The sequence below is a fragment of the Micromonospora sp. NPDC051296 genome, assembly GCF_040682255.1.
Lineage (GTDB): Bacteria > Actinomycetota > Actinomycetes > Mycobacteriales > Micromonosporaceae > Micromonospora > Micromonospora craterilacus.
This window is the reverse complement of record NZ_JBFBAO010000008.1, coordinates 17857-38651: the sequence shown is the minus strand read 5'-3', so window position 1 is coordinate 38651 and position 20795 is coordinate 17857. Positions and strand designations below refer to the sequence as shown.

Below are 20795 nucleotides of genomic sequence, written 5' to 3'. Positions count from 1 at the left end.
GCTTACCGGGCGGAGCCCATCGGCTCGCGGACCAGCGCGCCGTCGATGTAGCAGTAGCGCCAGCCCTCGCCCGGCTCCAGCGAGCGGATCAACGGGTGACCGGTCTGCCGGTAGTGCTCCTCGGCGTGGTTGTTGACCGAGTCGCTGCAACAGCCCACCGCGCCGCAGGTGAGGCACATCCGCAGCTGCACCCAGTCGTCGCCGCTCTCCACGCACTTCGGGCACGCTTCGGCGTCGGACTCGGTGATCTGGATCCGGTCCAGGTGCGTACAGGCGGTGCTCATGGTCTCCTCCCGGACGTACCGCCAACTGGAGTGCAGCATGCGGTCCGGGATCACCCGGGCGAGATAGCGCGAGTTCGCCGCGAGCAGCGGGCTGACCACGGCGAGCACCAGCACGTACAGGGCGATGAACGGGCCGAGCCGGGAATCCAGGCCGGCGGTGAGCGCGAGCGTGGCCAGGATCAGCGAGAACTCGCCCCGCCCGAGGACGGTCAGGCCGACGTTGGCCGCGCCCCGCTGGTTGAGCCCGAACAGCCGGCCGGCGATCAGCCCGGCCAGCACGTTGGTCACCACGGTCAGCAGCACCGCCAGCAGCACCGGCACCGCCACCGTGCCGATCTCGCCGACGTTGATGCTCAGCCCGAACACCACGAAGAACACCGCCGCGAAGACGTCGCGCAGCGGCAGGACCAGGCGTTCCACCCGCTCCCGGATGGGGGTACGGGCGATCACCAGGCCGATCATCAGGGCGCCGATCGCGTCGGAGACGCCGATCTCGGCCGAGACACCGGCGACGAGCACCACCAACCCGACCATCAGGATGGCCAGCAGCTCGTCCTCGTTGCTGTCGATCACCTTGCCGACCAGGCGGGCACCGAAGCGGGCGACGGCGAACAGCACCACCAGGTAGGCGAAGCTGAGCCCGATGCGCAGCGCGAGTTCCCCCGCCGAACCGGCGCCGGACAGGATCGGCGACAGCAGCGCCAGGTACAGCGCGAGGAAGATGTCCTCGATGACGATGATGCCGAGGATGACCGGGGTTTCCGCGTTGGCCAGCCGGCGTAGCTCGATGAGCAGCTTGGTGACGATGGCCGACGAGGAGATGCCCAGCGCACCGGCGATCACGAACGCCTCGTAGCCGCCCCAGCCGAGCGCGTACCCGAAGAGCAGTCCGGCGCCGACGTTGAGCGCGATGTACGAGCCGGCCGCGACGAACAGCCGCTTGCCGCTGCCGAGGACCTGTTCGACCGGGAACTCGACGCCCAGGTGGAACAGCAGCAGCACCAGGCCGAGGGAGGCGAGCAGGCTCAGGTCCTCGGGGTGGGCGACCAGCACGGGGCCGGGGGTGCCCGGCCCGAGCAGGATGCCGGCGAGCATGAAGAACGGCACGGTGGGCAGGTTGATCCGGCGGCCGAAGCGGGCCAGCAGGCCCGCTATCAGCACAAGGGCGCCGAAGCCCACGAGGTCAGCGTGCACGGTGAAGACTCCTGGAGTGGGCTGGACGAGGCGTATGGGAAGCGGAGTGACTACTCGGTGAAGTAGGTGCCGGCCAGCAGCGCGCCCACCTTGCGGGCCTGCTCCTCCGACATGTCGATCACGGCCACCGGGTCGTCCGCGCCAGCGGCGAAGACGTACAGGTCACGGGTGCCGTCCCGGCGCACCACGATCGATATCCGCTGGGTGTTGCTGCCCAGGTCGACGTCGTACCGCTTGCCGATTCCCGGCAGTTCCTGCACATAAATCCCCTTGCCCATGGCCCCTCCCCGCTGCGCAGTCGCGATCTCAGCGCAATGGTACGAGCCTGCCGACGAGACCGGAGATGGCGGACCCGGGTGGGAGGTCGGCCGGGGCATGCTCACCGCCGAGCACTGCGCCCCGGGTGGCGGCGTCCGGTTCGTCGACCCGACCGGCGAGCAGATCGGCGTCGCCGAGCCGGCGCCGGCCCGGCGGCTGTCCGACTCGCTCTACATCCCGACCCGGTCCGCCGCCCGGATATACGACGGCGGGGTCGGGGGCCGGCCCGTTGCGGGCCGGCCCCCGGTCGCGTTCAGAAGTCGTCGTCGAAGGCGACCGTGCCGGTGACGCCGACCTGGTACGCCGACACCCGGCGCTCGAAGAAGTTGGACAGCTCCTGCACGTCCTGCAACTCCATGAAGGCGAACGGGTTCTTCGACCCGTAGCGCGGGGCGATGCCGAGCTGGGCCAACCGCTGGTCGGCCACATACTGCAGGTACTCGCGCATGTCGGCCAGGGTCAGGCCGGGTACCCCCTGGCCGACCAGGTCCTCGGCGAACTGCGCCTCGCACTCGACCGCCTCGGTGAGCATCTGGCGTACCTGGTCGGCGAGGTCGTCGTCGAACAGGTCCGGCTCCTCCCGGCGGACCGTCTCGACCACGTCGAACGCGAAGGCCATGTGCATGGACTCGTCGCGGAACACCCAGTTGGTGCCGGAGGCCAGGCCGTGCAGCAGGCCCCGGGAGCGCAGGAAGTAGACGTAGGCGAAGGCCCCGTAGAAGAACAGCCCCTCGATGCAGGCGGCGAAGCAGATCAGGTTCAGCAGGAAGGCCCGCCGGTCCTCCCGGGTACGCAACTCGCGCAGTTCGTGCAGCGAGTCGATCCAGCGGAAGCAGAACTCGGCCTTGCGCCGGATCGACGGAATGTTCTCCACCGCGGCGAAGGCGGCGGCGCGTTCCTCCTCGTCGGGTACGTAGGTGTCGAGCAGGTTGAGGTAGAACTGGACGTGCACCGCCTCCTCGAACAGCTGCCGGGACAGGTAGAGCCGACCCTCGGGGCTGTTGACGTGCTGGTAGAGGTTGAGCACCAGGTTGTTGGCGACGATGGTGTCGCCGGTGGCGAAGAACGCCACCAGCCGGCTGACCAGGTGCCGCTCCGCCGGCGAGAGCCGGTCCAGGTCGGTCAGGTCGGAGTGCAGGTCGACTTCCTCCACCGTCCAGGTGTTCTTGATGGCGTCTCGGAACCGGTCGAAGAAGTGCGGGTAGCGCATCGGGCGGAGGGTCAGGTCCATCCCGGGGTCGAGCAGCATGTGCGAGGTCCTCGTGGTCGAGTGGTCGATATCGGCGGCAGTCACTGGCACGCCTCGCAGCTCTCCGGGTTCTCCAGCGAGCAGGCCAACGCCGGGTCGACCGGCGCGGCGACGACGTCGAGCAGGCCGGTCGCGGCGGCGCGGGCCGGGGTGACGGTGGTCTGCTGGATCCGGGTGGCCGGCCGGGAACGCAGGTAGTAGGCGGTCTTCAGCCCGGACTTCCAGGCGTACAGGTACATCGAGGAGAGCTTGCCGATGGTCGGGTCGGCCATGAACAGGTTCAGCGACTGGGACTGGTCGATGAAGGGCGCGCGGGCCGCGGCCAGGTCGATCAGCGCCCGCTGTGGCAGCTCCCACGCGGTACGGAACAGCTCGCGTACCGCCGCCGGAAGCTCCTGGAGGCCCTGGACGGAGCCGTCGGCCCGCTTGATTTCGGCGCGGACCCGCTCGGTCCACAGCCCGCGTGCCTTCAACTCCCCCACCAGCGCCGTGTTCACCTGGAGGAACTCCCCGGACAGCGTCTCGCGCTTGAACACGTTGGACACCTGCGGCTCGATGCACTCATAGCAGCCGGCGATGGAGGCGATGGTGGCCGTCGGCGCGATCGCCACCAGCAGCGAGTTGCGCAACCCGTGCGCGGCGACCCGCTGCCGCAGCGCCGCCCACCGCTGCGACTGGGTGCCGGCGACGCCCCACAGATCGGGCTGGAGCTGCCCCCGGGCGGCCCGGGTGGCGGCGAACGCCGGGTGCGCGCCGAACTGTTCGGCCAGCTCGGCGGAGGTCTCCAGGGCGGTCAGGTACAGCTCCTCGCTGACCCGGGTGGACAGCTCGCGCGCCTGCGGTGAGTCGAACGGCAGCCGCAGCGCGAAGAACACGTCCTGCAACCCCATCAGCCCGAGGCCGACCGGCCGCCAGCGCGGGTTGCTCGCCGCCGCCTGCGGGGTCGGGTAGTAGTTGATGTCGATGACCCGGTCCAGGAAGGTGACCGCGGTACGCACCGTCGACCGCAGCCGCTCCCAGTCGATGCCGCCGTCGCGCAGGTGTGCGGCCAGGTTCACCGAACCGAGGTTGCAGACCGCCGTCTCAACGTCGCTGGACACCTCGACGATCTCGGTGCAGAGGTTGGACAGGTGCACCACATTGCCCGGCTCGGCGGTCTGGTTGCACAGCCGGTTGGCGGCGTCCTTGAACGTCATCCACCCGTTGCCGGTCTGGGCCAGGGTGCGCATCATCCGCCCGTACAGCTCCCGGGCCGCGACCTGCCGCACCGCGCGGCCCTGCTGCTCGGCGGCCCGGTACGCGGCGTCGAACTCCGCGCCCCACAGGTCGGGCAGCTCCGGCACCTCGTCCGGGTCGAACAGCGACCACATCCCGTCGGCCTCCACCCGGCGCATGAACTCGTCGGGTATCCAGTTGGCCAGGTTGAGGTTGTGGGTACGCCGGGCGTCCTCACCGGTGTTGTCCCGCAGCTGGAGGAACTCCTCGATGTCCGGATGCCACGGCTCCAGGTAGACGCAGGCTGCGCCCTTGCGGCGGCCACCCTGGTTGACCGCGGCGACGCTGGCGTCCAGCGTCCGCAGCCACGGCACGATGCCGTTGGAGCGGCCGTTGGTGCCCCGGATCAACGCACCCCGGGAGCGGACCCGGGAGAAGGCGATGCCGATGCCACCGGCGAACTTGGACAGGTTCGCCACCTGCGCGTACCGCTGGTAGATCGAGTCCAGTTCGTCGCGCGGGGAGTCGACCAGGTAGCAGGAGGACATCTGGGTGTGCCGGGTGCCGGAGTTGAACAGCGTCGGCGAGCTGGGCAGGTACGCCAGGCTGGACATCAGCCGGTAGAAGTCGATTGCCTCCGCCGGTGTGCTCGACAGCCCGCAGGCCACCCGCAGCAGCCAGTACTGCGGCGTCTCCAGCAGTAGTCGGCTGGTCGGGTGGCGCAGCAGGTAGCGGTCGTGGACCGTACGCAGCCCGAAGTACTCGAACCGCAGGTCACCGTCCGGATCGACGGCGGCGTCGAGGACGCCGGCATGGTCGGCGACGAAGGCCGCGGTCGCGTCGCCGATCAGTCCCTCGGCGTGGGCGCCGCGGATCGCCCCGCTGAACGAGGTGACGCCCTGCCCGGCGACCTCCACGCCGATCTGTCGGGCCAGCAGGCGGGCGGCCAGCCGCGAGTACTGCGGTTCCTCGCCGATCAGGTCGGCGGCGGTGGCGATGGCGAGCCGGTCCACCTCGTCGGCGGTGACGCCGTCGTACAGGCCGGCGACGGTGCGGGTCGCCACCCGGTGGGGGTCCACGTCGGCGAGGTCACCCGACCACCGCTGCACCGCCCGGGCGAGCGCGTCGACGTCCACCGCCTCGGTGGCGCCGTCGCGGGTGCGTACGCGCACCCGCGACGGGCGCTGGTCGGGTACGGCCGGATCGTCTACGACGATGCCGTGGGCCGGGACTACCTCGGTGACTGTCACCACTACTCCTCGCGAGCCTGGTTCTCGGACCGGAGGCCCTGGGCGCGCGGGAGTGGACACCGACGATCGACACGCGGCAGGAGCGCGTCGGAAGTGGCGTCGGCCGTCCCGCGCGGCCTCGGACCGCCGCCCACCCGGTCTGGGTGGGCGGCACGCTGGCAGGTCTTCGGACTCGCGGGCGTGACCGGTTCGCCGGTCCCCTACTGGCCGTCGCTTCCCAGGCCGGTGGCCCAGTGCTGATGACGGCGGTCGTTCCCACTTACCGCTGCGGGGCAGTCCCGGATTTCCACCGGGTTCCCTGTTGCCTCGACCGCCCTGGAGGAGCGGCCGAACCAGTTGCTGCGGACACCATATATGGGGGACGGTCGGGAAGTCACACCCCACATGTCGGCTTCGGCGTGTCGTCTAGATCACCACCTGCTTGCTCTGCGGTAGTGCGTCGACCAGCGACTGCGACACGTTGATGGTGTCGGCGATGACCTCGTGCGGGGTGTTGGCCATCCACTGCATCACCGAGATGTCCTCGAACCGGGGATGCCGGAACAGTTCCAGGAAGACCAGCGGCTCGTCGCCGATGTTCTCGACGTAGTGCCCGTAGGCGAACGGCACGTAGCCGACGTCACCGGCCTGGAAGTCGAACGTACGGGCGGCGGCCGACGCGGCGAACACGCCCATCCGTGCCCGGCCGGAGATGTAGTACTGCCACTCGTCGGTGGTCGGGTGCCAGTGCAGCTCCCGCATTCCGCCCGGCTCCACCTCGACCAGAGCGGCGGCGGTGGTCGTGGAGGCGGCGAAGTTGGTCGAGTCGGTGATCCGTACCGTGCCGCCGCGGAAGTGCTCCGGGGCCTGCGCGGTCATCCGGTGCTTGAAGCTGCGCGGCACGTCGCCGGTCGGGCTGACGATGCGGTCCATCGACAGCGGCGGCGGCACGTCGCCGGCGAAGATGTACTTCTCCCGCTCGGCCAGGTCGGCCATCTGCTCCATCGACCAGCCGAAGTTCTTCGCCAGCACCGGCTTGGGCGTGTGCGCGAAGAAGTCGCTGAGCAGGAAGGTGTTGTTCTCCGAGAAGGTGCCGTCGTTGAAGACCAGCAGGAACTGCGCGCCGTCCTGCAGGGCCTGGATGTGGTGCGGGATGCCCTGCGGGAAGAACCACAGGTCGCCGGCCCGGACGTCCTCGGTGAAGTTGCGCCCCTCGTGGTCCACCGCGCTGATCCGGCAGCTGCCGCTGAGCATGTAGGCCCACTCCGACTCCTGATGCCAGTGGATCTCGCGGTAGGCGCCCGGCTCCAGTCCGAACTGGACCCCGGCCATCTGGGTGGCGATCGGCAGGTCCCGGATGGTGACCTCGCGGGTCCAGCCGCCCTTCTCGACCCGGGTGTGCGCCTGGGAGAAGGAGAACTTGAGGTTGGGCACCAGCCGGCTGTCCGTGGTGGGCGGGACCAGCAGGTCGGGGTTCTGCCGCTCCAGCTCGACGTTGCGTCCGGTGATGGGCGGGCCGCCCTGGTCGCCGCGGCGCGGCGCGGGATCGTTGCTCGGCATCGGATCAACTCCTCACATGGGTCGGAACGGTGTCGGGTAGGTCAGAGCAGGAGCAGCAGCGGAAGGGCGCAGCCGACGGCGGCGACGGCACCACCGGCGACCGTCGCCACCACGGTGGTCGCCCGGGAGTTGACCAGCGGGCCCATCAGACGCCGGTCGCGGCAGAAGTAGACGAGCAGGAACAGGGCGATCGGCACGCCGAGGCAGATCAGCACCTGGCTGAGCACCAGCAGCATGGTCAGCGGTACGCCGATCATCAGCGCCACGATGGCCGGCGCCATGGTGATCAGCCGGCGCAGCCGTACCGGGATCTGCCGGCTGAGGAAACCCGACATCACCACGTCCCCGGCGAGGGTGCCCACGCCGCTGGAGGACAGGCCGGAGGCGAGCAGCGTGATGGCGAACATCAGTGCGGCGAAGCCGCCGATCCGGGTACCCAACTCGGCGTGCGCCTCGAGCAGGTCCCCGGTCCAGGTGCCGGCGCTGGCACCGGCGAGGCCGACCCCGAGCGCGATCATCGAAACGTTGACCATGGTGGCCGCGCCGAGCGCGATGCCGCAGTCGAGCCGCAGCGCCCGCCGGACCAGTGTCGGCGACCGCCAGGCCGAATCCGGGACCGCCCCCTCCCGCCGGGCGATAGCCGAGTGCAGGTAGATGGCGTGCGGCATGACGGTCGCACCGACGATGCCCATCGCCAGCAGCACCGAGGCGGAGCCCTCGAATCGGGGCACGAAGCCGCCGAGTGCCTCGGTGGGCGACTGGTGGCCGGTGGTCACCAGGTTGTAGGCGACGCCGGCGCCGATCAGCAGCAGGGCCGCGGCGCTCATCAGTTCGAACGGGCGGCTGCGGCCCCGCCGGCGCAGTTCGAGCATCAGCATGGCGGCGATCGCGGTACACCCCGCGGCCAGCGGCATCGGCATGCCGAACAGCAGCCACATGCCGATCGCCGCCCCGACGAACTCGGCCAGGTCGGTGGCGAGGATGACGAGTTCGGCCTGTACCCAGAGCAGCTTGTTGAGCCGCTTCGGGAGCCGTTCCCGGCTCAGCTGCGGCAGGCTCCGGCCGGTGGCCACCCCGAGTTTGGCGGCCTGGAACTGGACCAGGATCGCGATCAGGCTCGCCGCCACCACCACCCAGACGAGCAGGTAACCGGTGGTGGCACCGGCGGTCAGGTTGGTGGCGACGTTGCCCGGGTCCACGTACGCGATCGCCGCGACGAAGCCCGGGCCGAGCAGGGCCGTCATGGCGGGGCGTCGGCTCTCCGACTGCGGTCGCAGGATGGTCGTTGCCATGCTTCCGATGCTCAACCCGCCACCGGGTCGCTACATCCCGTGATCGCGCCAATCCGCTGTACCGGATCCCGGACGCCCGGGACGTTGCGGTGCAAACGACGACGACGCCGCTGATCCGGCCGCCCGCCCCACCCGCCGTGGCTACGCTCGGGTCGCAGGACGACCTGCCAGTACGCCGGTGACCACCGGGGGGAACGCCATTGTCCGATTCACCCTTCCGCGACACGACGTCAGACCCGGCGGCGGTCGGCGTACCCCTCGACCGGACCCTCTTGCGGGTCGTGGCGGTGGGTGAACGTCCCTGCCCGGTCTGGCTGCTCCGGGCGATGACCGGGATCGACGACCTCGCGCTCGCCGCCGCCCTGGACGCCGCGTTCGCCCAGGGACTGCTGGCCGAGACGCCGGGCGGCATCGAGTTCGGCCCCGCGGCCTGCCCGACGCAGATCCTCGACTCCCTCTCCGCCTCGACGCGGGGCCTGCTGCACACCCGGGCGGCGGCCGTGCTGGTGACCGCCGCCCCGACCGCCGCGGTACGGCACGCGACCGCCGCGCTCACCCTCACCGGCCGGGTCGACCCGGAGCTGATCGACGCGTTCGTGGATTCCTCCGCCGCCGAACCCTCGGCGCTGGCCGACCTGCTGCTCGCCGCCCAGGGCCGGGACACCGCCGGCGACGTCCCGCAACGGCGCCGCTGGCTGCTCGCCATGGCGGACAATCTGGTGCTCGCCGGGCGCGGGTCCCAGGCGCTGCGGCTGCTGGCGGCGGAGATCGCCACGGACCGTGCCGGTGGGGCGTACCGGAGCCAGGTGCTCGGCCGTCTCGCGGGCATCTACGCCGGACAGCAGCCGTCGGTCGCCTTCGCCTGCCTGCGCGGCGCGCTGGCGCAGGAGCGGCTGGACCCGGGTAGCCGCAGCACGCTGTTGGCGATGGTCAGCGCGCTCGCGGCCCGGCTGGGGCACCCCGACGCCGACGCCCTGCTGCGCGAGGCGGGCAGCGCCCACGCCGACGACGGCACATCCGCCTCGGCGATCCACCTGGCGCTCGGCCGCGCCGCCCGTCGCCTGTCGATAGGCGACCTGCCCGGCGCCAGCGCCGTCCTGGCCACCCTGGATCCGGACGCTCCGGTGGCCCGGCGGGAGGCGGCGCTGATCCGCTCCGAGCGGATCTTCGCCCAGCTCGGCCTCGGCCGGTACGACGAGGCCCGGGCCGCGACCCGGAGGGCGTGCGACGAGGCGACGCCGACCGGCACCCCGGGTGTTCTGATCATCGCCCTGGACTGCCTGCGGATGATCGCGGTGGGCGAGCTTTCCGAGGCGGCCGCCGTGGCCGCCACGACGCTCGGCGCCCGCGCGCACGAACTCAGCCAGGAGGTACGCGCGCTGCTCGTCGCGGTGGTCGCCGAGGTGCGCTACCGCCGTGGCGAGCCGGAGGCGGCCCGCGCCAGCCTGCGCGACTGCCTCGACGTCGACCGCCGGTGGCCGGACAGTACGATGTGGACGCTCGCCGGCGGTGTCGCCGCCGCCGACCTCGCCCTGGCCGAGCAACCACGAATGCTCGCCGGCGCGCTCGCCGACCTGCACCGCTCGGTCCGGTCACTGCTTCCCGTGCCGCAGCTCGGGCCCCGGCTGGTCCGCGCCGCCCTGGCCGGCGGGGATCCACGCGCCGCCGGCCGGGTGGCCGAGCTGGTCGATCAGGTGGCGGTCTGTACGCCGGTGCCGCTGTGGCGGGCACTCGCCGACCAGACCCGCGGCCTGGTCGAGCGGGACGCGGGCGCGCTGCGGGCGGCAGTCGACGGGCTGCGCACCACCGCCGCCCGGCCGGCCCTCGCCGACGCGCTGCTCGACCTGGCGCACAGCCCGCAGCTACGGCGGACGCAGGCCCGGGAGGCGGCGCGGGAAGCGGCCGGCCTGTACGGGCGGATCGGCGCCCTGGGCGACCAGCGCACGGCCGAACACCGGGCCGCCGAGTTGGCCCGGCGGACACGGCGGCAACCGGCCGGCGGCCAACTCCGGACCGGGCTCGACTCGCTCACTCCGGCGGAGGCACGGGTGGCCGAGATGCTCGCCGCCGGTGCCACGAAACAGCAGGCGGCCGGGAGCCTGTTCGTCTCCTTCCACACGGTGGACACCCACCTCCGGTCGATCTACCAGAAGCTCGGCATCCGCACCCGACTACAGCTGGTACGCGCCTGGGATCAGCACCGGAGATCGGCGGACTGAACGGCGGCGGTGACCGCCTGGACAGATCACATCCCCGCCGGGTCCCGCCGTGCCGGGCCTGCCTCTACCGCGGCGTGGACGCTGCCACACTGGCCGGGATGCCGATCCGGACCCGGGGAGCCCGTCGATGACGACCGTCGATCAAGTCCAGCCGAACGAGACCACGGTGCCGCTACTGCCCTGCACGTCGGCCGAGGAGACGATCGCGTTCTGGCGGGCGCTCGGCTTCGCGGTGACGTACGAGCAGCGAAAGCCGTACATCTACCTCGCCTTCCGGTGGAGCGGCTTCGAGTTGCACTACGGCCCGGCGCCGCGCGACCTCGACCCGGCGGCCGAGAGCAGCGGCGGCTGCCTGGTGATGGTCGACGCGGTCGCGCCCTACCACGCGGCGTTCACCGAGGCGATGCGCCGCACCTACGGCAAGGTGCTCGCCCGGGGGTTGCCCCGGATCACCCGCTACCGGCCCGGTGCGTCGCGGTTCAGCGTCGTCGACCCGTCGGGCAACACCATCATCTTCATCACCCGCGACGAGCCTGCGGAACTGGAGTACGGCGGCTCGAAGCAGCTGACCGGGCTGGCTCGGGTCCTCGACAACGCGCGGATCCTGCGCGAGTTCAAGAGCGACGACCGGGCGGCGTTCCGGGCGCTCAACTCCGGGCTGCGCCGGCACGGTGACGCCGCGCCGCCCGTCGAACAGGCTCGGGCACTCGCCGGGTTGATCGAGTTGTCGATCGCGTTGGACGAGCCGGAGCGGGTGCCTGACTGGGGTGATCGGCTCCAGGCCCTTTCGCTGACCGAGCCGGAGCGTGATCAAGTGCGCCAGGCCGTCGCGGATCCCAGTATCCTCGAACCCTGGCTGCCCGACGCGACCTGACCTACCCCGATCCAGGCGACCGGCTCCGGCGTTCCCGATCTTCTCTCCGCGAATTCCGCTATTCGCGCCGCGCCTTTCCGGGCGATTTCCGAAGCTAGCCGACAGAAATGGCACGAAGCATCGTCCGGGTAATCCACCAGACGGCAGATGTAACAAAATCACGGGCGCCGTCGCCACCGTCGGGCACCACGCGACCGGACCCGGTGGCACCCACACCGATAGGCGGTTGAGCCGCCTGGCGACAAACCCTGTCGGTTTCCGCCCAGTGGAAGCTTTCCTGTTAATCCCCCGTTTTCAGTCATTGACATGCCTGTAACAGCGGCTATACGCTTTGCGCTATACGTACGAGAGTTCGCTATGCGAACACAGGAGATGTTGATGAGACGTCGCAACTTCCTCTACGGCGCCGGCTCGTCCGGCCTGCTGGCTGTCTCCCCGCTGATGGCGATCCCATCACCGGCGGCCGCCGCGCCGAGCCACCGCCAGGCTCCGCGGCCGGACCGCCCCACCCGTCGACCACCCCGGATCACCTGGACGATCTTCTCCCGCCACCTCCAGTGGCTCACCACCCAGGCATACGCCCACAGCCACCCGTACGAGACCGGCGTGCTGGTGGGCGAGGCCGCCGCCGAGATGGGGTACGCGGCGGTCGACCTGACGGTCCGTCCCGGTGGTCACGTCGAACCGGCAGCGGTCCGCCAGAACCTGGCGCCGATGCTGCGCGGCGTCCGCTCCACCGGGGTCCACTGTGAGCACATCACCACCGGCATCAGCAGCCGGTCGTCCGATCACGCCGACGCGATCCTCACCACCGCCGCCGACCAGGGCATCCGCTACTACCGGTGGGGCACCTTCAGCTACCGCTGGGACGCCGACGCCTACGGCGATCAGGTCCTGGCGCAACTCCACGCGCTTCGCCAGGAGGTCCGCTCCCTGGCCGTGCTGAGCCGACGGCTGGGGCTGACCGGGATCTACCACACCTTCTCGGGCGGCCGGGTCGGCTCCTCCGTCTGGGACCTGGTGCACCTGCTGGACACCATCGACCCGGACGCCCTGGCCCTCAACTTCGACATCGGCCACCTGATCGCCGAGGGTGCCGTCGGGTCCTGGCAGACCAACCTGAGACTCGCCTTCCCCCGGGTCCGCGGCATCGGCCTGAAGGACTCCACGGTGACCCGGGCGGCCAACGGCTCGGCGCGCGCCGGCTGGGTCCCGGCCGGTCAGGGCTTCGTGCCGTGGACCGACTTCTTCCGCGTCCTGCGGGAGGGCGGCTTCTCCGGGCCCTGCGAGGCCCAGATCGAGTACGTCCACGAGGGCGTCAACCTCAACACCACCTTCTGGGCGGACACCCCGTCGTTCACCCTGTCCCGGGCCCAGATGCTCGCGACCATCGCCACCGAATTGTCCGTCTACCGCACCGCAGCAACGGCGGCCGGCTGGACCGCCGCCGAACAACGTTGACCACCCCCTTTCTCCCCCGTCCCTGATTCGCCTTTTCCTGCCGGCTGCACACACCCATTAGCGGATATCGGCAGGAAACCAGACACCAATTCCCGGAAACGTCCCCATCGCACCTGGGGCCGATGGTCGTTCGCGGCCAGAAATGGGGTACCACCGTGACTCAGATCGACCGCCGAGCCCTCATTCGGGGCGCATCGGCCGTGGCCGCCGGCGCAATTCTCGCCCCGACGGTCGCCACCGGTGCCACCGCTGGCGGAAAGACAGGGCGGCGCGAGCCCGCCGCCGCGCTCTCCCGCTTCGACACCCCCGGCGACGCCGACTTCCCCAAGGTCGGCGGAAACCTGGGCAACCAGAACTACACCCGACTCGACCGGATCCACCGCGGCAACGCCAAGCGTCTCGGCGGCGCCTGGTACAACCGCGTCGAGGACGGTCTCGCCTCCGGCAACAGCCAGAGCACCGCGGTCGCCGTCGACGGCACGCTATTCATCGAGTCGGCCCTCGGCAACGTCTTCGCGATCGACGGCGCCACCGGCGTCACCAAGTGGAAGTACACCCAGACCGGGGGGACCCTGGTGCGGCGGGGCGTGGCGGTCGGCGGCGGCCTGGTCTTCACCCAGGGCCGGACCAACCGGGTCATCGCGCTGGACCAGCAGACCGGCGCGGTCGTCTGGGACCGGCAGTTCAGCGGCTACGGCAATGTGGAGAAGGTGGCCGTCACCTACCACGACGGCGTCCTGCACATCGGCACCAACGACGGGTCACGCGGCGCCGCGCTGGCCGTACGCGCCAGCGACGGGGAGAAGCTCTGGCACTTCTGGGGCACCCCCGGACCGGGCGAGTTCGGCAACGACACCTGGGAAGGCGACAGTTACCTGATCGGCGGGGCGACCCCGTGGATGCACCCGGCCATCGATCCCGACCTCGGGCTGGTCTACTGGACGTTCGGCAACGCCCGGGGACGAAACGGCGCGCAGGACGGTTCGGATCGAGGTGGTCAGAACCTCTTCGCCAACTCGATCGTCGCGCTCGACCTGAAGACCGGCCAGTACCGCTGGCACTTCCAGTCGGTGCACCATGACATCTGGGACATGGACAACGTGATGGCCCCGGTGCTGGTCAACGCGAAGATCAAGGGCCGCAACCGCAAGCTGGTCATCTACGGCAGCAAGACCGGCATGTACTACATCCTCGACCGCACCGACGGCTCGGCGCCGCTGGGCATCATCGAGACCCCGGTCCCGCAGGAGCCACGGCAGAAGACCTGGCCCACCCAGCCGATCCCCGCGCAGGGCCCGTGGATGCCGACCACGATGGTGGACCAGCCGCTCGGCACCGCCATTCCCGGCGAACCGAACCGGGCCGTGCCGAACTACACCCACGGCCCGCTCTACACCCCGCACTGGGACGAGCCGATCCTGTCCATCCCCGGCACCGGCGGCGCGGCCGACTGGAACCACCAGTCGTTCAGCCACCGCACCGGCCTGGTCTACACCGCCTACGGGTACGTCTCGTCCGCGCACGCCCGGGTCGGCACCGGCTCGGTGGGCCTGCGCCCGCCCGGCCAGTACATGACCGGCGGGATCGTCGCGGTCGACCCGCGCAGCAACGAGGTCCGCTGGCGCCGGCGGATGCCGTACGCGATGGCGCACGGCAACGGCATCCTGACCACCGAATCCGACCTGCTGTTCATCGGTCAGCCCGACGGCAACCTGCTCTGCCTGGACATCCACAACGGCCGGGAGGTCTGGCGCTTCCAGACCGGGGCGGCGATCAGCAGCAGCCCGATCATGTACGAGGCGAACGGCGAGCAGTACCTGGCCGTCTTCGCCGGCGGCACCTCCCTACCCTTCGGCAACAGCGCGCCGCGCGGGGACTGGCTCTGGGCCTTCAGGATCGGTGGCAAGGTCTCGCCGGCGCCCGCGCCGCCGCCGCCGGACGTGCGGCGCGGGGTCTCCGGCGGCGGCCCGGTCGAAGGCTCGGCGGTCAACAACACGGTGGTGCTGGGCCGCACCTACAACGTCGCCACCGGCCAGGTCGGCACGGTCGAGTCGACCTCCGACGCGGCCGTCGCCCCCACCCACCTGCGGGTGCCGGTCGGCACCACCGTCACCTTCGTCAACCCCGCCGACAACCAGAACCCCCGCGGCGCGACCCAGTTCTTCGAAGGGCTGTTCAACCGGACCCTGCTGCCCGGCGAGTCCTTCCGCTACACGTTCCGCAAGAAGGGTGAGTACTTCTTCAACGACACGTTCGACCCCCGGCCGACCGGAAAGATCGAGGTCTACTGATGCACACAGAGAGCAGAATCATGTCCCACCCGAACCGCAAGCGGATCGGCCTCGCCGGGCTGGCGCTGGCGGCGGTCGCCGCCCTGGCCGTGTCGCTCGGCGTGCCGGCGGGCGCCTCCTCGAACAACAGCGCGGTCGCCCGCTACAACGACAAGATCGCCGACTACGGCGTGTGCCGCGGCACCGACCCGTCCTGCTACAACGAGTGGCAGACCGTGTTCCGCAACGACGGCCAGTGGCGGGTGCTCGTCTTCACCGCCACCGGCGTGTCCCGGCACGCGCACCTCGGGCCGCTGCTCGGGCCCGGGATGAACCCGCAGCTGACCGCGGCCAACGCCGCGCAGAACGCGGTGATCCAGTGGGGCCAGGAGTTCGGCTTCAGTGTGGACTGGACCGAGGACGTCACCCAGCTCACCCCGGCCCGGCTGCGCACGTACGACAGCGTCGTCTTCCTCAGCAACTCGCGGACCATCCTCGACGACGCGGCGCAGACCGCGCTCATGCAGTACGTCCGCTCCGGCGGCGGCTTCGTCGGCATCCACAACACCCTCGGCGCGATGTACCACTGGCCGTGGTTCCAGGGGCTGCTCGGCGGCACCCACTTCTACGACCACGGCCCGCACCAGGACGGCAAAGTGCGCGTCCTCAACAACACGGACGTCTCGACCAGGAACCTGCCGCGTAGCTTCGACTTCAAGGACGAGTGGTACAACCTGGAGCCGTTCCCCAGCTACGTCCGGTTCCTCGCCGCCGTCGAGGAGAAGACGATGCTGCGCGGCACTCAGGGCAGCGGCGGGCACCCGGGCCACGGTGACCTCCACCCGGTGACCTGGTGCCAGTACTACGACGGGGGCCGGTCCTGGGTGACCAGCCTCGGGCACGATAACGCGGCCTGGAACGACACCCCGCTCGTCGGCGACACGTTCTTCAAGGAACACGTCGTCAACGGCATCCTGAGCACCATGGGCGCAAAGCCCTTCTGCCGCTGACCTGACGGGGCGTCGGCACCTCACGGTGCCGTCGCCCCATCCGTGCGGGCGCCACTACAACTGGTCGGGAGCCTCGATGCCGAGCAGTTCCAAGCCGGTACGCAGGGTGTCGCCGGTCAGCCGGCACAGGGCCAGCCGGTTGCCACGAATCGGTTCGTCGGCGCGCAGCACCGGGCAGCGCTCGTAGAACGTGGTGAACGTCTGCGCCAGCCGGTACAGGTAACCGCAGAGGCGGTGCGGCTCGAAGCCGGCGACGACCTCGGTGAGGGTGTCGGCGAAGGCGTCGAGGTCGAGAATCAACGCCCGCTCCGCCGGTTCCAGCGCCACCTCCGCATCGACGACCGGCTCGACGCCGTCGGCCTTGGCCAGGATGGAGCGGATACGGGCGTGCGCGTACTGGAGGTAGACGCCGGTGTTGCCGGTCAGCGCGAGCATCCGGTCCGGGTCGTAGGTGTAGTCGCGGGTGCGGCCGGTGGCCAGGTCGGCATACTTGACCGCGCCGATGCCGACCTGCCGCGCCCGCTCGGTCAGCGCCGCACCGGCCAGGTCCGGGTTCTTCGCGGCCACCACGTCGCGGGCCCGGTCGACCGCCTCGGTGAGCAGGTCGACCAGACGGACGGTGTCACCGACCCGGGTTTTGAACGGCCGCCCGTCGGGGCCGAGCACGGTCCCGAACGCCACGTGCACGGCCGGCACGGTCGGCGGCAACCAGCCGGCCCGCCGCGCCGTGTCGAAGACCATCCGGAAGTGCAGCGCCTGCCGGGCGTCGACCACGTACAGCAGCCGATCGGCGTGCAGGTCGCCGACCCGTTGCCGAAGCGCGGCCAGGTCGGTCGCGGCGTAGCCGAAACCCCCGTCGCGCTTGCGTACGATCAGCGGCGTCGGCGTGCCGTCCGGCCCGCGTACGTCGTCGAAGAAGACGCAGAGCGCGCCGTCGCTGACCGCCGCCACCCCCCGCTGCGCCAGCTCGGCGGCGACGCCCGGCAGCGCGGCGTTGTATGCGCTCTCCCCCACCGCGTCGGCGCCGGTCAGCCGCACGCCGAGCCGGTCGTACACGTCGGTGAAGTAGCGGGTCGACTCGGCGACGATGTCCCGCCAGGCGGCCAGAGTCGCCGGATCGCCGCCCTGCAACGCCACCACCCGCCGCCGGGCCCGCTCGGCGAACGTGGGGTCGCCGTCGAACGCGGCCCGGGCCTGCCGGTAGAGCGCGGCCAGCCGGCGCATCGTGGCGGTGCCGGTGGTGGCCGACGGCTCGGGGTGTTCGACCCGGTACTGGATCAGCATGCCGAACTGGGTGCCCCAGTCGCCGATGTGGTTGCGTCGCACCACCGTGCCGCCGAGATGTTCGAGGATCCGCACCAGCGCGTCCCCGATGATCGTGGAACGCAGGTGACCGACGTGCATCTCCTTGGCGATGTTCGGCTGCGAGTAGTCGATCACTGTGGTGCGGCCGGCCTCCGCCGTGCCGACCCCCAGCCGGGGATCGGCGAGCCGGTCGGCGAGCTGCGCCAGCAGCGCCCGGTCGGTCAGGTCGAGGTTGACGAAACCCGGTCCGGCGACCCGCGCCACGGCCACCAGATCCCCGGCCGGCAGCGCGGCGACCACCTCCGCCGCGACGTCACGCGGACGGCGCCGCAGGGTCCGCGCCGCCGCCAGCACCCCGTCGGACTGGAAGTCCGCGTGCTCCGATCGGCGAACCTGTGGCGCGAAGTCCGCCAGCCCCAGCGGGGCCGCGGCGGCGGTGACGGAGTCGGACAACGACGAGGCCAGCGAGGGCACGGACACGGGTACTCCCCGGGATGGGATGAACAGGATCGTCACGAGGCTTGCCGGCCGCACGACGGGTGCGGGCACGACGGGAGGAACGCGCGAAGGGGCGTACGACTATCGTCGTCGCAGGCGCGAGCGGCGGACGGTGGCAAGCACCAGGTCCATCTCCACCGCCTCATGCGCGAGGGTCGCGCTCCGAGCGCGACCAGTTGCCCGGCAGTGTACGCGAAACGACGCGGGCCGCCGTCGGCCGGCGGTCAGGCCGGGCCGAGCAGATCCCACTTGTTGCCGGCGATGTCGAGGAACACCGCCACCCGGCCGTACGGCTCGGTGCGCGGCTCGGCGAGGAACGTGACACCGGCACCAGTCATCCGCCGGTACGTGGCGTCGAAGTCGTCCACCCGCAGGAAGAACCCCACCCGGCCGGCGGTCTGGGCGCCGACGGCGGCGCGCTGCTCGTCCCCGTCGGCGCGGGCGAGCAGGATGCCGGTCTGCGCCCCGGGCGGCCGGACGACGACCCATCGTTTCGGGCGACCGTCGTTGGTCAGCGACGGCGAGTCCTCGACCAGGTCGAACCCGAGCACCTGGGTGAAGAAGTCGATGGCCGGGTCGTACTCGTCGATGATCAGCGCCACGAGATCGAGCTGCACCGTCCGAGCGTAGGCCGAAGCCAGCGCCGACACCGGCCCCGGGGCCACGCTACGGTCGAAGATGCGGTCGGTCCGTCGACAAGGAGTGCCCAACCATGATCCTCCCGACGGTGCGGGACCCACGCTTCATCACGCTTCGCCGCGGTGGGACCCTCACTGACTCGGATCATCACCTCCTCGCTCTTTGGGCGGCGTCGTGCGCGGAGCACGTCCTCCACCTGTTCGAGTCGGTGCAGCCGGAGGACCCACGACCACGTGAAGCGATCGAGCAGGCCCGCGCCTGGGTACGCGGTGAGGTCAAGATGATGCAGGCTCGCGCGGCGGGCGGCCATGCGATGGGCGCGGCCAGAGACCTGCGCGGGGCGGCACGGCATGCCGCGTACGCCGCTGGCCAGGCGGGGGCCGTCGCACACGTCGCCGCGCACGAACTCGGTGCGGCCGCCTACGCGATCAAGGCCGCCCGCGCTGCCGCGCCGGCTGGCGAAAGCATCGCCGCAGGGCGACTTGAGTGCCGTTGGCAGCGTGACCAACTCCCGGACGCGATTCGCGAGCTCGTGCTCGACGACCAACGGTTGCGCAACGACATCTGCTGGTCGGTGTTCGACTGTTGAGCGGACGCAGGGCACGGGCGGGGTTAACGCCTTGTCGAAAGGTCACGAGCGAGAACACGATGAAGGCGGCCGCTACGAGGAGAGGAGCAATGATCAAACGTATGGGCAGGGCGATCTGCGACATCACGGTCTCGGTCGACGGGTACTCGGCCGGGTTCCACCAGACCGAGGAACGCCCGTTCGGCGACGACGGCGGCGACGGCTCGGGCGGCAAGCTGCACGCCTGGATGTTCGACACTCCCGAGGAGAACCGAGCCGAGGTCGACCAGATGGCCGCCGCCAAGGCATTCGTCATGGGGCGCAACATGTTCGGTCCGGTGCGTGGCGAGTGGGATCGGCAGTGGAACGGCTGGTGGGGCGAGGATCCGCCGTTCCACGCCCCGGTCTTCGTGCTCACCCACCATGCGCGTGGCCCGCAGCCGATGGACGGCGGCACCACGTTCCACTTCGTCACGGAGGGAATCGAGTCGGCACTGGCACAGGCACGCGCGGCGGCCGGCGACGGCGATGTCGCGATCGCGGGCGGCGCGACCACCATCAACCAGTACCTCGCCGCCGGCCTGATCGACGAGCTGCGGCTGCACATTGTGCCGCTCACGCTCGGCGCCGGCACACGGCTGTTCGAGGGCGTACCGCCACTGAAACTCGAGCAGGTGACGTCACGGGCAGCGAGCTTGGTCACGCACGTGACCTACCGCGTGCTGTCCTGAGCCTTTCCCACAGGCCCTCATCGCCGAGGAGCAACGGCTGGCACGGACCCCGCAACGCGGACGAGTACGCCGCGACGACGGCCGGATCGTTGCCGAAAAGCTGTTGCCCGGCGAACCGGGGCCGTCGGCCGGTCACCAGCGCGACAACGTCGAAGGCGTCGAACCACTCGATGTGCCTCCGGCTGCCGTGGCGCTTGTCCGCGCGTGGCGGAAAACCTTCGTCAGGCAGAGGGCATAGGTGCACCACGAACTCCTCGCGAGCCTGGACAGATGCTCTGACGCCCGTGGTCTCGTTCCAGTAGAAGATCTCCATACCGCCAGCGATGAAACGCCCCCGCTTCCGACAAGCGAAGTCCGCGACGAGAAAGTCGAAAGCAGCCTCGACCCGATCACGAAGCTCGCGTTCCTACGGATGCACCGCCACGTCCATGATTCTCGGCGATGGCGTGGGGTGGTGTCATGTTGGCCCGGCAGCAACCTCGGCGGTACTCCGGAGAATGCAGAACTCGTTTCCCTCGGGATCGGCGAGCACCACCCATCCGGTTCCGTCTGCGTTGCGTCGGTCGTCGACGGTGGTCGCGCCCAGCTCGATCAGCCGGGCTAGTTCGGCATCGCGTGAGCCTTCGACTGGACGCAAGTCGAAGTGAATCCTGTTCTTGACCTGCTTTGACTCTGGCACCTCGATGAAGAGCAGTCGATGCGTCCGGTCCCGAGAGAAGATCATGCATTCCTCGTGTCCCGGCTCGTTCGGATCATCAGAGTCCTCGACATAGTCGAGGACGGCCTGCCACCAGCGGCACAAGGCATACGCATCGGCGCAGTCGACGCTGGTATGGGAGATGAAGGAAGTCACTCGGGCATCGTTGCAGGACCTGCCTG

At 70.5% G+C, this 20795-nt stretch carries 18 protein-coding genes and 1 riboswitch; of the genes, 8 read left to right on the top strand and 10 right to left on the bottom strand.

Annotated features, from left to right (window positions below):
- Positions 1–2: 2 nt before the first annotated feature.
- Both AB0M52_RS01830 and AB0M52_RS01825 read right to left on the bottom strand, forming a co-directional pair.
- The gene (locus AB0M52_RS01830) at positions 3–1478 is read right to left on the bottom strand and encodes a cation:proton antiporter (protein WP_363947520.1); all 1476 of its coding nucleotides are present in this window, start codon (positions 1476–1478) and stop codon (positions 3–5) included.
- Positions 1479–1528: 50 nt separating this feature from the next.
- Positions 1529–1756, bottom strand: coding sequence for a potassium transporter TrkA (locus tag AB0M52_RS01825; protein WP_363947517.1), 228 nt, complete (start codon positions 1754–1756; stop codon positions 1529–1531).
- Between the two features lie 97 nt (positions 1757–1853).
- On the opposite strand from AB0M52_RS01825, the gene AB0M52_RS01820 reads away from it, so the two are divergent.
- A complete protein-coding gene (locus AB0M52_RS01820) occupies positions 1854–2084 on the top strand; it encodes a hypothetical protein (protein WP_363947514.1) in 231 nt (76 codons plus the stop codon).
- Here AB0M52_RS01820 and AB0M52_RS01815 read toward each other — a convergent pair.
- The 4 genes from AB0M52_RS01815 to AB0M52_RS01800 all read right to left on the bottom strand — a co-directional run bounded on the left by AB0M52_RS01815 (position 2050) and on the right by AB0M52_RS01800 (position 8341).
- Positions 2050–3045: a ribonucleotide-diphosphate reductase subunit beta gene (locus AB0M52_RS01815; protein WP_363947533.1), complete on the bottom strand. Its 996-nt coding sequence runs from the start codon at positions 3043–3045 to the stop codon at positions 2050–2052. The two genes, AB0M52_RS01820 and AB0M52_RS01815, sit on opposite strands and share 35 nt — an antisense overlap.
- 41 nt (positions 3046–3086) lie before the next feature.
- Entirely contained in the window at positions 3087–5477 is a 2391-nt protein-coding gene (locus tag AB0M52_RS01810; RefSeq protein ID WP_363947530.1) for a ribonucleoside-diphosphate reductase subunit alpha, read from the bottom strand.
- A 172-nt stretch (positions 5478–5649) separates the two neighbouring features.
- Positions 5650–5862: riboswitch (cobalamin riboswitch) on the bottom strand.
- A 53-nt stretch (positions 5863–5915) separates the two neighbouring features.
- The gene (locus AB0M52_RS01805; RefSeq protein ID WP_363947512.1) at positions 5916–7049 is read right to left on the bottom strand and encodes a cupin domain-containing protein; all 1134 of its coding nucleotides are present in this window, start codon (positions 7047–7049) and stop codon (positions 5916–5918) included.
- A gap of 41 nt (positions 7050–7090) precedes the next feature.
- Positions 7091–8341: an Nramp family divalent metal transporter gene (locus AB0M52_RS01800; protein ID WP_363947509.1), complete on the bottom strand. Its 1251-nt coding sequence runs from the start codon at positions 8339–8341 to the stop codon at positions 7091–7093.
- Between the two features lie 287 nt (positions 8342–8628).
- On the opposite strand from AB0M52_RS01800, the gene AB0M52_RS01795 reads away from it, so the two are divergent.
- The 5 genes from AB0M52_RS01795 to AB0M52_RS01775 all read left to right on the top strand — a co-directional run bounded on the left by AB0M52_RS01795 (position 8629) and on the right by AB0M52_RS01775 (position 16175).
- On the top strand, positions 8629–10560 hold the full coding sequence (locus tag AB0M52_RS01795; RefSeq protein WP_363947506.1) for a LuxR C-terminal-related transcriptional regulator: 1932 nt from the start codon (positions 8629–8631) through the stop codon (positions 10558–10560).
- 127 nt (positions 10561–10687) lie between these two features.
- Positions 10688–11434: a glyoxalase gene (locus AB0M52_RS01790; protein WP_363947503.1), complete on the top strand. Its 747-nt coding sequence runs from the start codon at positions 10688–10690 to the stop codon at positions 11432–11434.
- Positions 11435–11812: 378 nt separating this feature from the next.
- On the top strand, positions 11813–12895 hold the full coding sequence (locus AB0M52_RS01785) for a TIM barrel protein (RefSeq protein ID WP_363947500.1): 1083 nt from the start codon (positions 11813–11815) through the stop codon (positions 12893–12895).
- Positions 12896–13050: 155 nt separating this feature from the next.
- Positions 13051–15186, top strand: a complete 2136-nt coding sequence (locus AB0M52_RS01780; protein ID WP_363947497.1) for a PQQ-binding-like beta-propeller repeat protein — start codon at positions 13051–13053, stop codon at positions 15184–15186.
- A gap of 20 nt (positions 15187–15206) precedes the next feature.
- Positions 15207–16175, top strand: a complete 969-nt coding sequence (locus tag AB0M52_RS01775; RefSeq protein WP_363947495.1) for a ThuA domain-containing protein — start codon at positions 15207–15209, stop codon at positions 16173–16175.
- A 54-nt stretch (positions 16176–16229) separates the two neighbouring features.
- Here AB0M52_RS01775 and argS read toward each other — a convergent pair whose 3' ends face one another.
- Both argS and AB0M52_RS01765 read right to left on the bottom strand, forming a co-directional pair.
- A complete protein-coding gene (gene argS / locus AB0M52_RS01770; RefSeq protein ID WP_363947492.1) occupies positions 16230–17960 on the bottom strand; it encodes an arginine--tRNA ligase in 1731 nt (576 codons plus the stop codon).
- Positions 17961–18202: 242 nt separating this feature from the next.
- Positions 18203–18595, bottom strand: a complete 393-nt coding sequence (locus AB0M52_RS01765; protein WP_363947489.1) for a VOC family protein — start codon at positions 18593–18595, stop codon at positions 18203–18205.
- A gap of 95 nt (positions 18596–18690) precedes the next feature.
- Here AB0M52_RS01765 and AB0M52_RS01760 point away from each other — a divergent pair, with 95 nt between their 5' ends.
- Positions 18691–19206 (top strand): putative immunity protein, encoded by a 516-nt coding sequence (locus tag AB0M52_RS01760; RefSeq protein WP_363947486.1) that lies wholly within the window; start codon positions 18691–18693, stop codon positions 19204–19206.
- A gap of 89 nt (positions 19207–19295) precedes the next feature.
- Complete coding sequence (locus tag AB0M52_RS01755) at positions 19296–19916, top strand: dihydrofolate reductase family protein (protein ID WP_363947483.1); 621 nt, start codon at positions 19296–19298, stop codon at positions 19914–19916.
- Here the strand turns inward: AB0M52_RS01755 and AB0M52_RS01750 are convergent.
- Both AB0M52_RS01750 and AB0M52_RS01745 read right to left on the bottom strand, forming a co-directional pair.
- Positions 19885–20229: a hypothetical protein gene (locus AB0M52_RS01750; RefSeq protein ID WP_363947480.1), complete on the bottom strand. Its 345-nt coding sequence runs from the start codon at positions 20227–20229 to the stop codon at positions 19885–19887. The two genes, AB0M52_RS01755 and AB0M52_RS01750, sit on opposite strands and share 32 nt — an antisense overlap.
- Before the next feature lie 144 nt (positions 20230–20373).
- Positions 20374–20769, bottom strand: a complete 396-nt coding sequence (locus AB0M52_RS01745) for a VOC family protein (RefSeq protein WP_363947477.1) — start codon at positions 20767–20769, stop codon at positions 20374–20376.
- Positions 20770–20795 lie beyond the last annotated feature (26 nt).

Bases quoted from the DNA above. Each gene is read 5' to 3' on its own strand.
- AB0M52_RS01825 (WP_363947517.1), bottom strand. From the start codon at position 1,756: ATGGGCAAGGGGATTTATGTGCAGGAACTGCCGGGAATCGGCAAGCGG.
- AB0M52_RS01820 (WP_363947514.1), top strand. From the start codon at position 1,854: ATGCTCACCGCCGAGCACTGCGCCCCGGGTGGCGGCGTCCGGTTCGTC.
- AB0M52_RS01815 (WP_363947533.1), bottom strand. From the start codon at position 3,045: ATGCTGCTCGACCCCGGGATGGACCTGACCCTCCGCCCGATGCGCTAC.
- AB0M52_RS01805 (WP_363947512.1), bottom strand. From the start codon at position 7,049: ATGCCGAGCAACGATCCCGCGCCGCGCCGCGGCGACCAGGGCGGCCCG.
- AB0M52_RS01800 (WP_363947509.1), bottom strand. From the start codon at position 8,341: ATGGCAACGACCATCCTGCGACCGCAGTCGGAGAGCCGACGCCCCGCC.
- AB0M52_RS01790 (WP_363947503.1), top strand. From the start codon at position 10,688: ATGACGACCGTCGATCAAGTCCAGCCGAACGAGACCACGGTGCCGCTA.
- AB0M52_RS01785 (WP_363947500.1), top strand. From the start codon at position 11,813: ATGAGACGTCGCAACTTCCTCTACGGCGCCGGCTCGTCCGGCCTGCTG.
- AB0M52_RS01775 (WP_363947495.1), top strand. From the start codon at position 15,207: ATGTCCCACCCGAACCGCAAGCGGATCGGCCTCGCCGGGCTGGCGCTG.
- AB0M52_RS01760 (WP_363947486.1), top strand. From the start codon at position 18,691: ATGATCCTCCCGACGGTGCGGGACCCACGCTTCATCACGCTTCGCCGC.
- AB0M52_RS01755 (WP_363947483.1), top strand. From the start codon at position 19,296: ATGATCAAACGTATGGGCAGGGCGATCTGCGACATCACGGTCTCGGTC.
- AB0M52_RS01750 (WP_363947480.1), bottom strand. From the start codon at position 20,229: ATGGAGATCTTCTACTGGAACGAGACCACGGGCGTCAGAGCATCTGTC.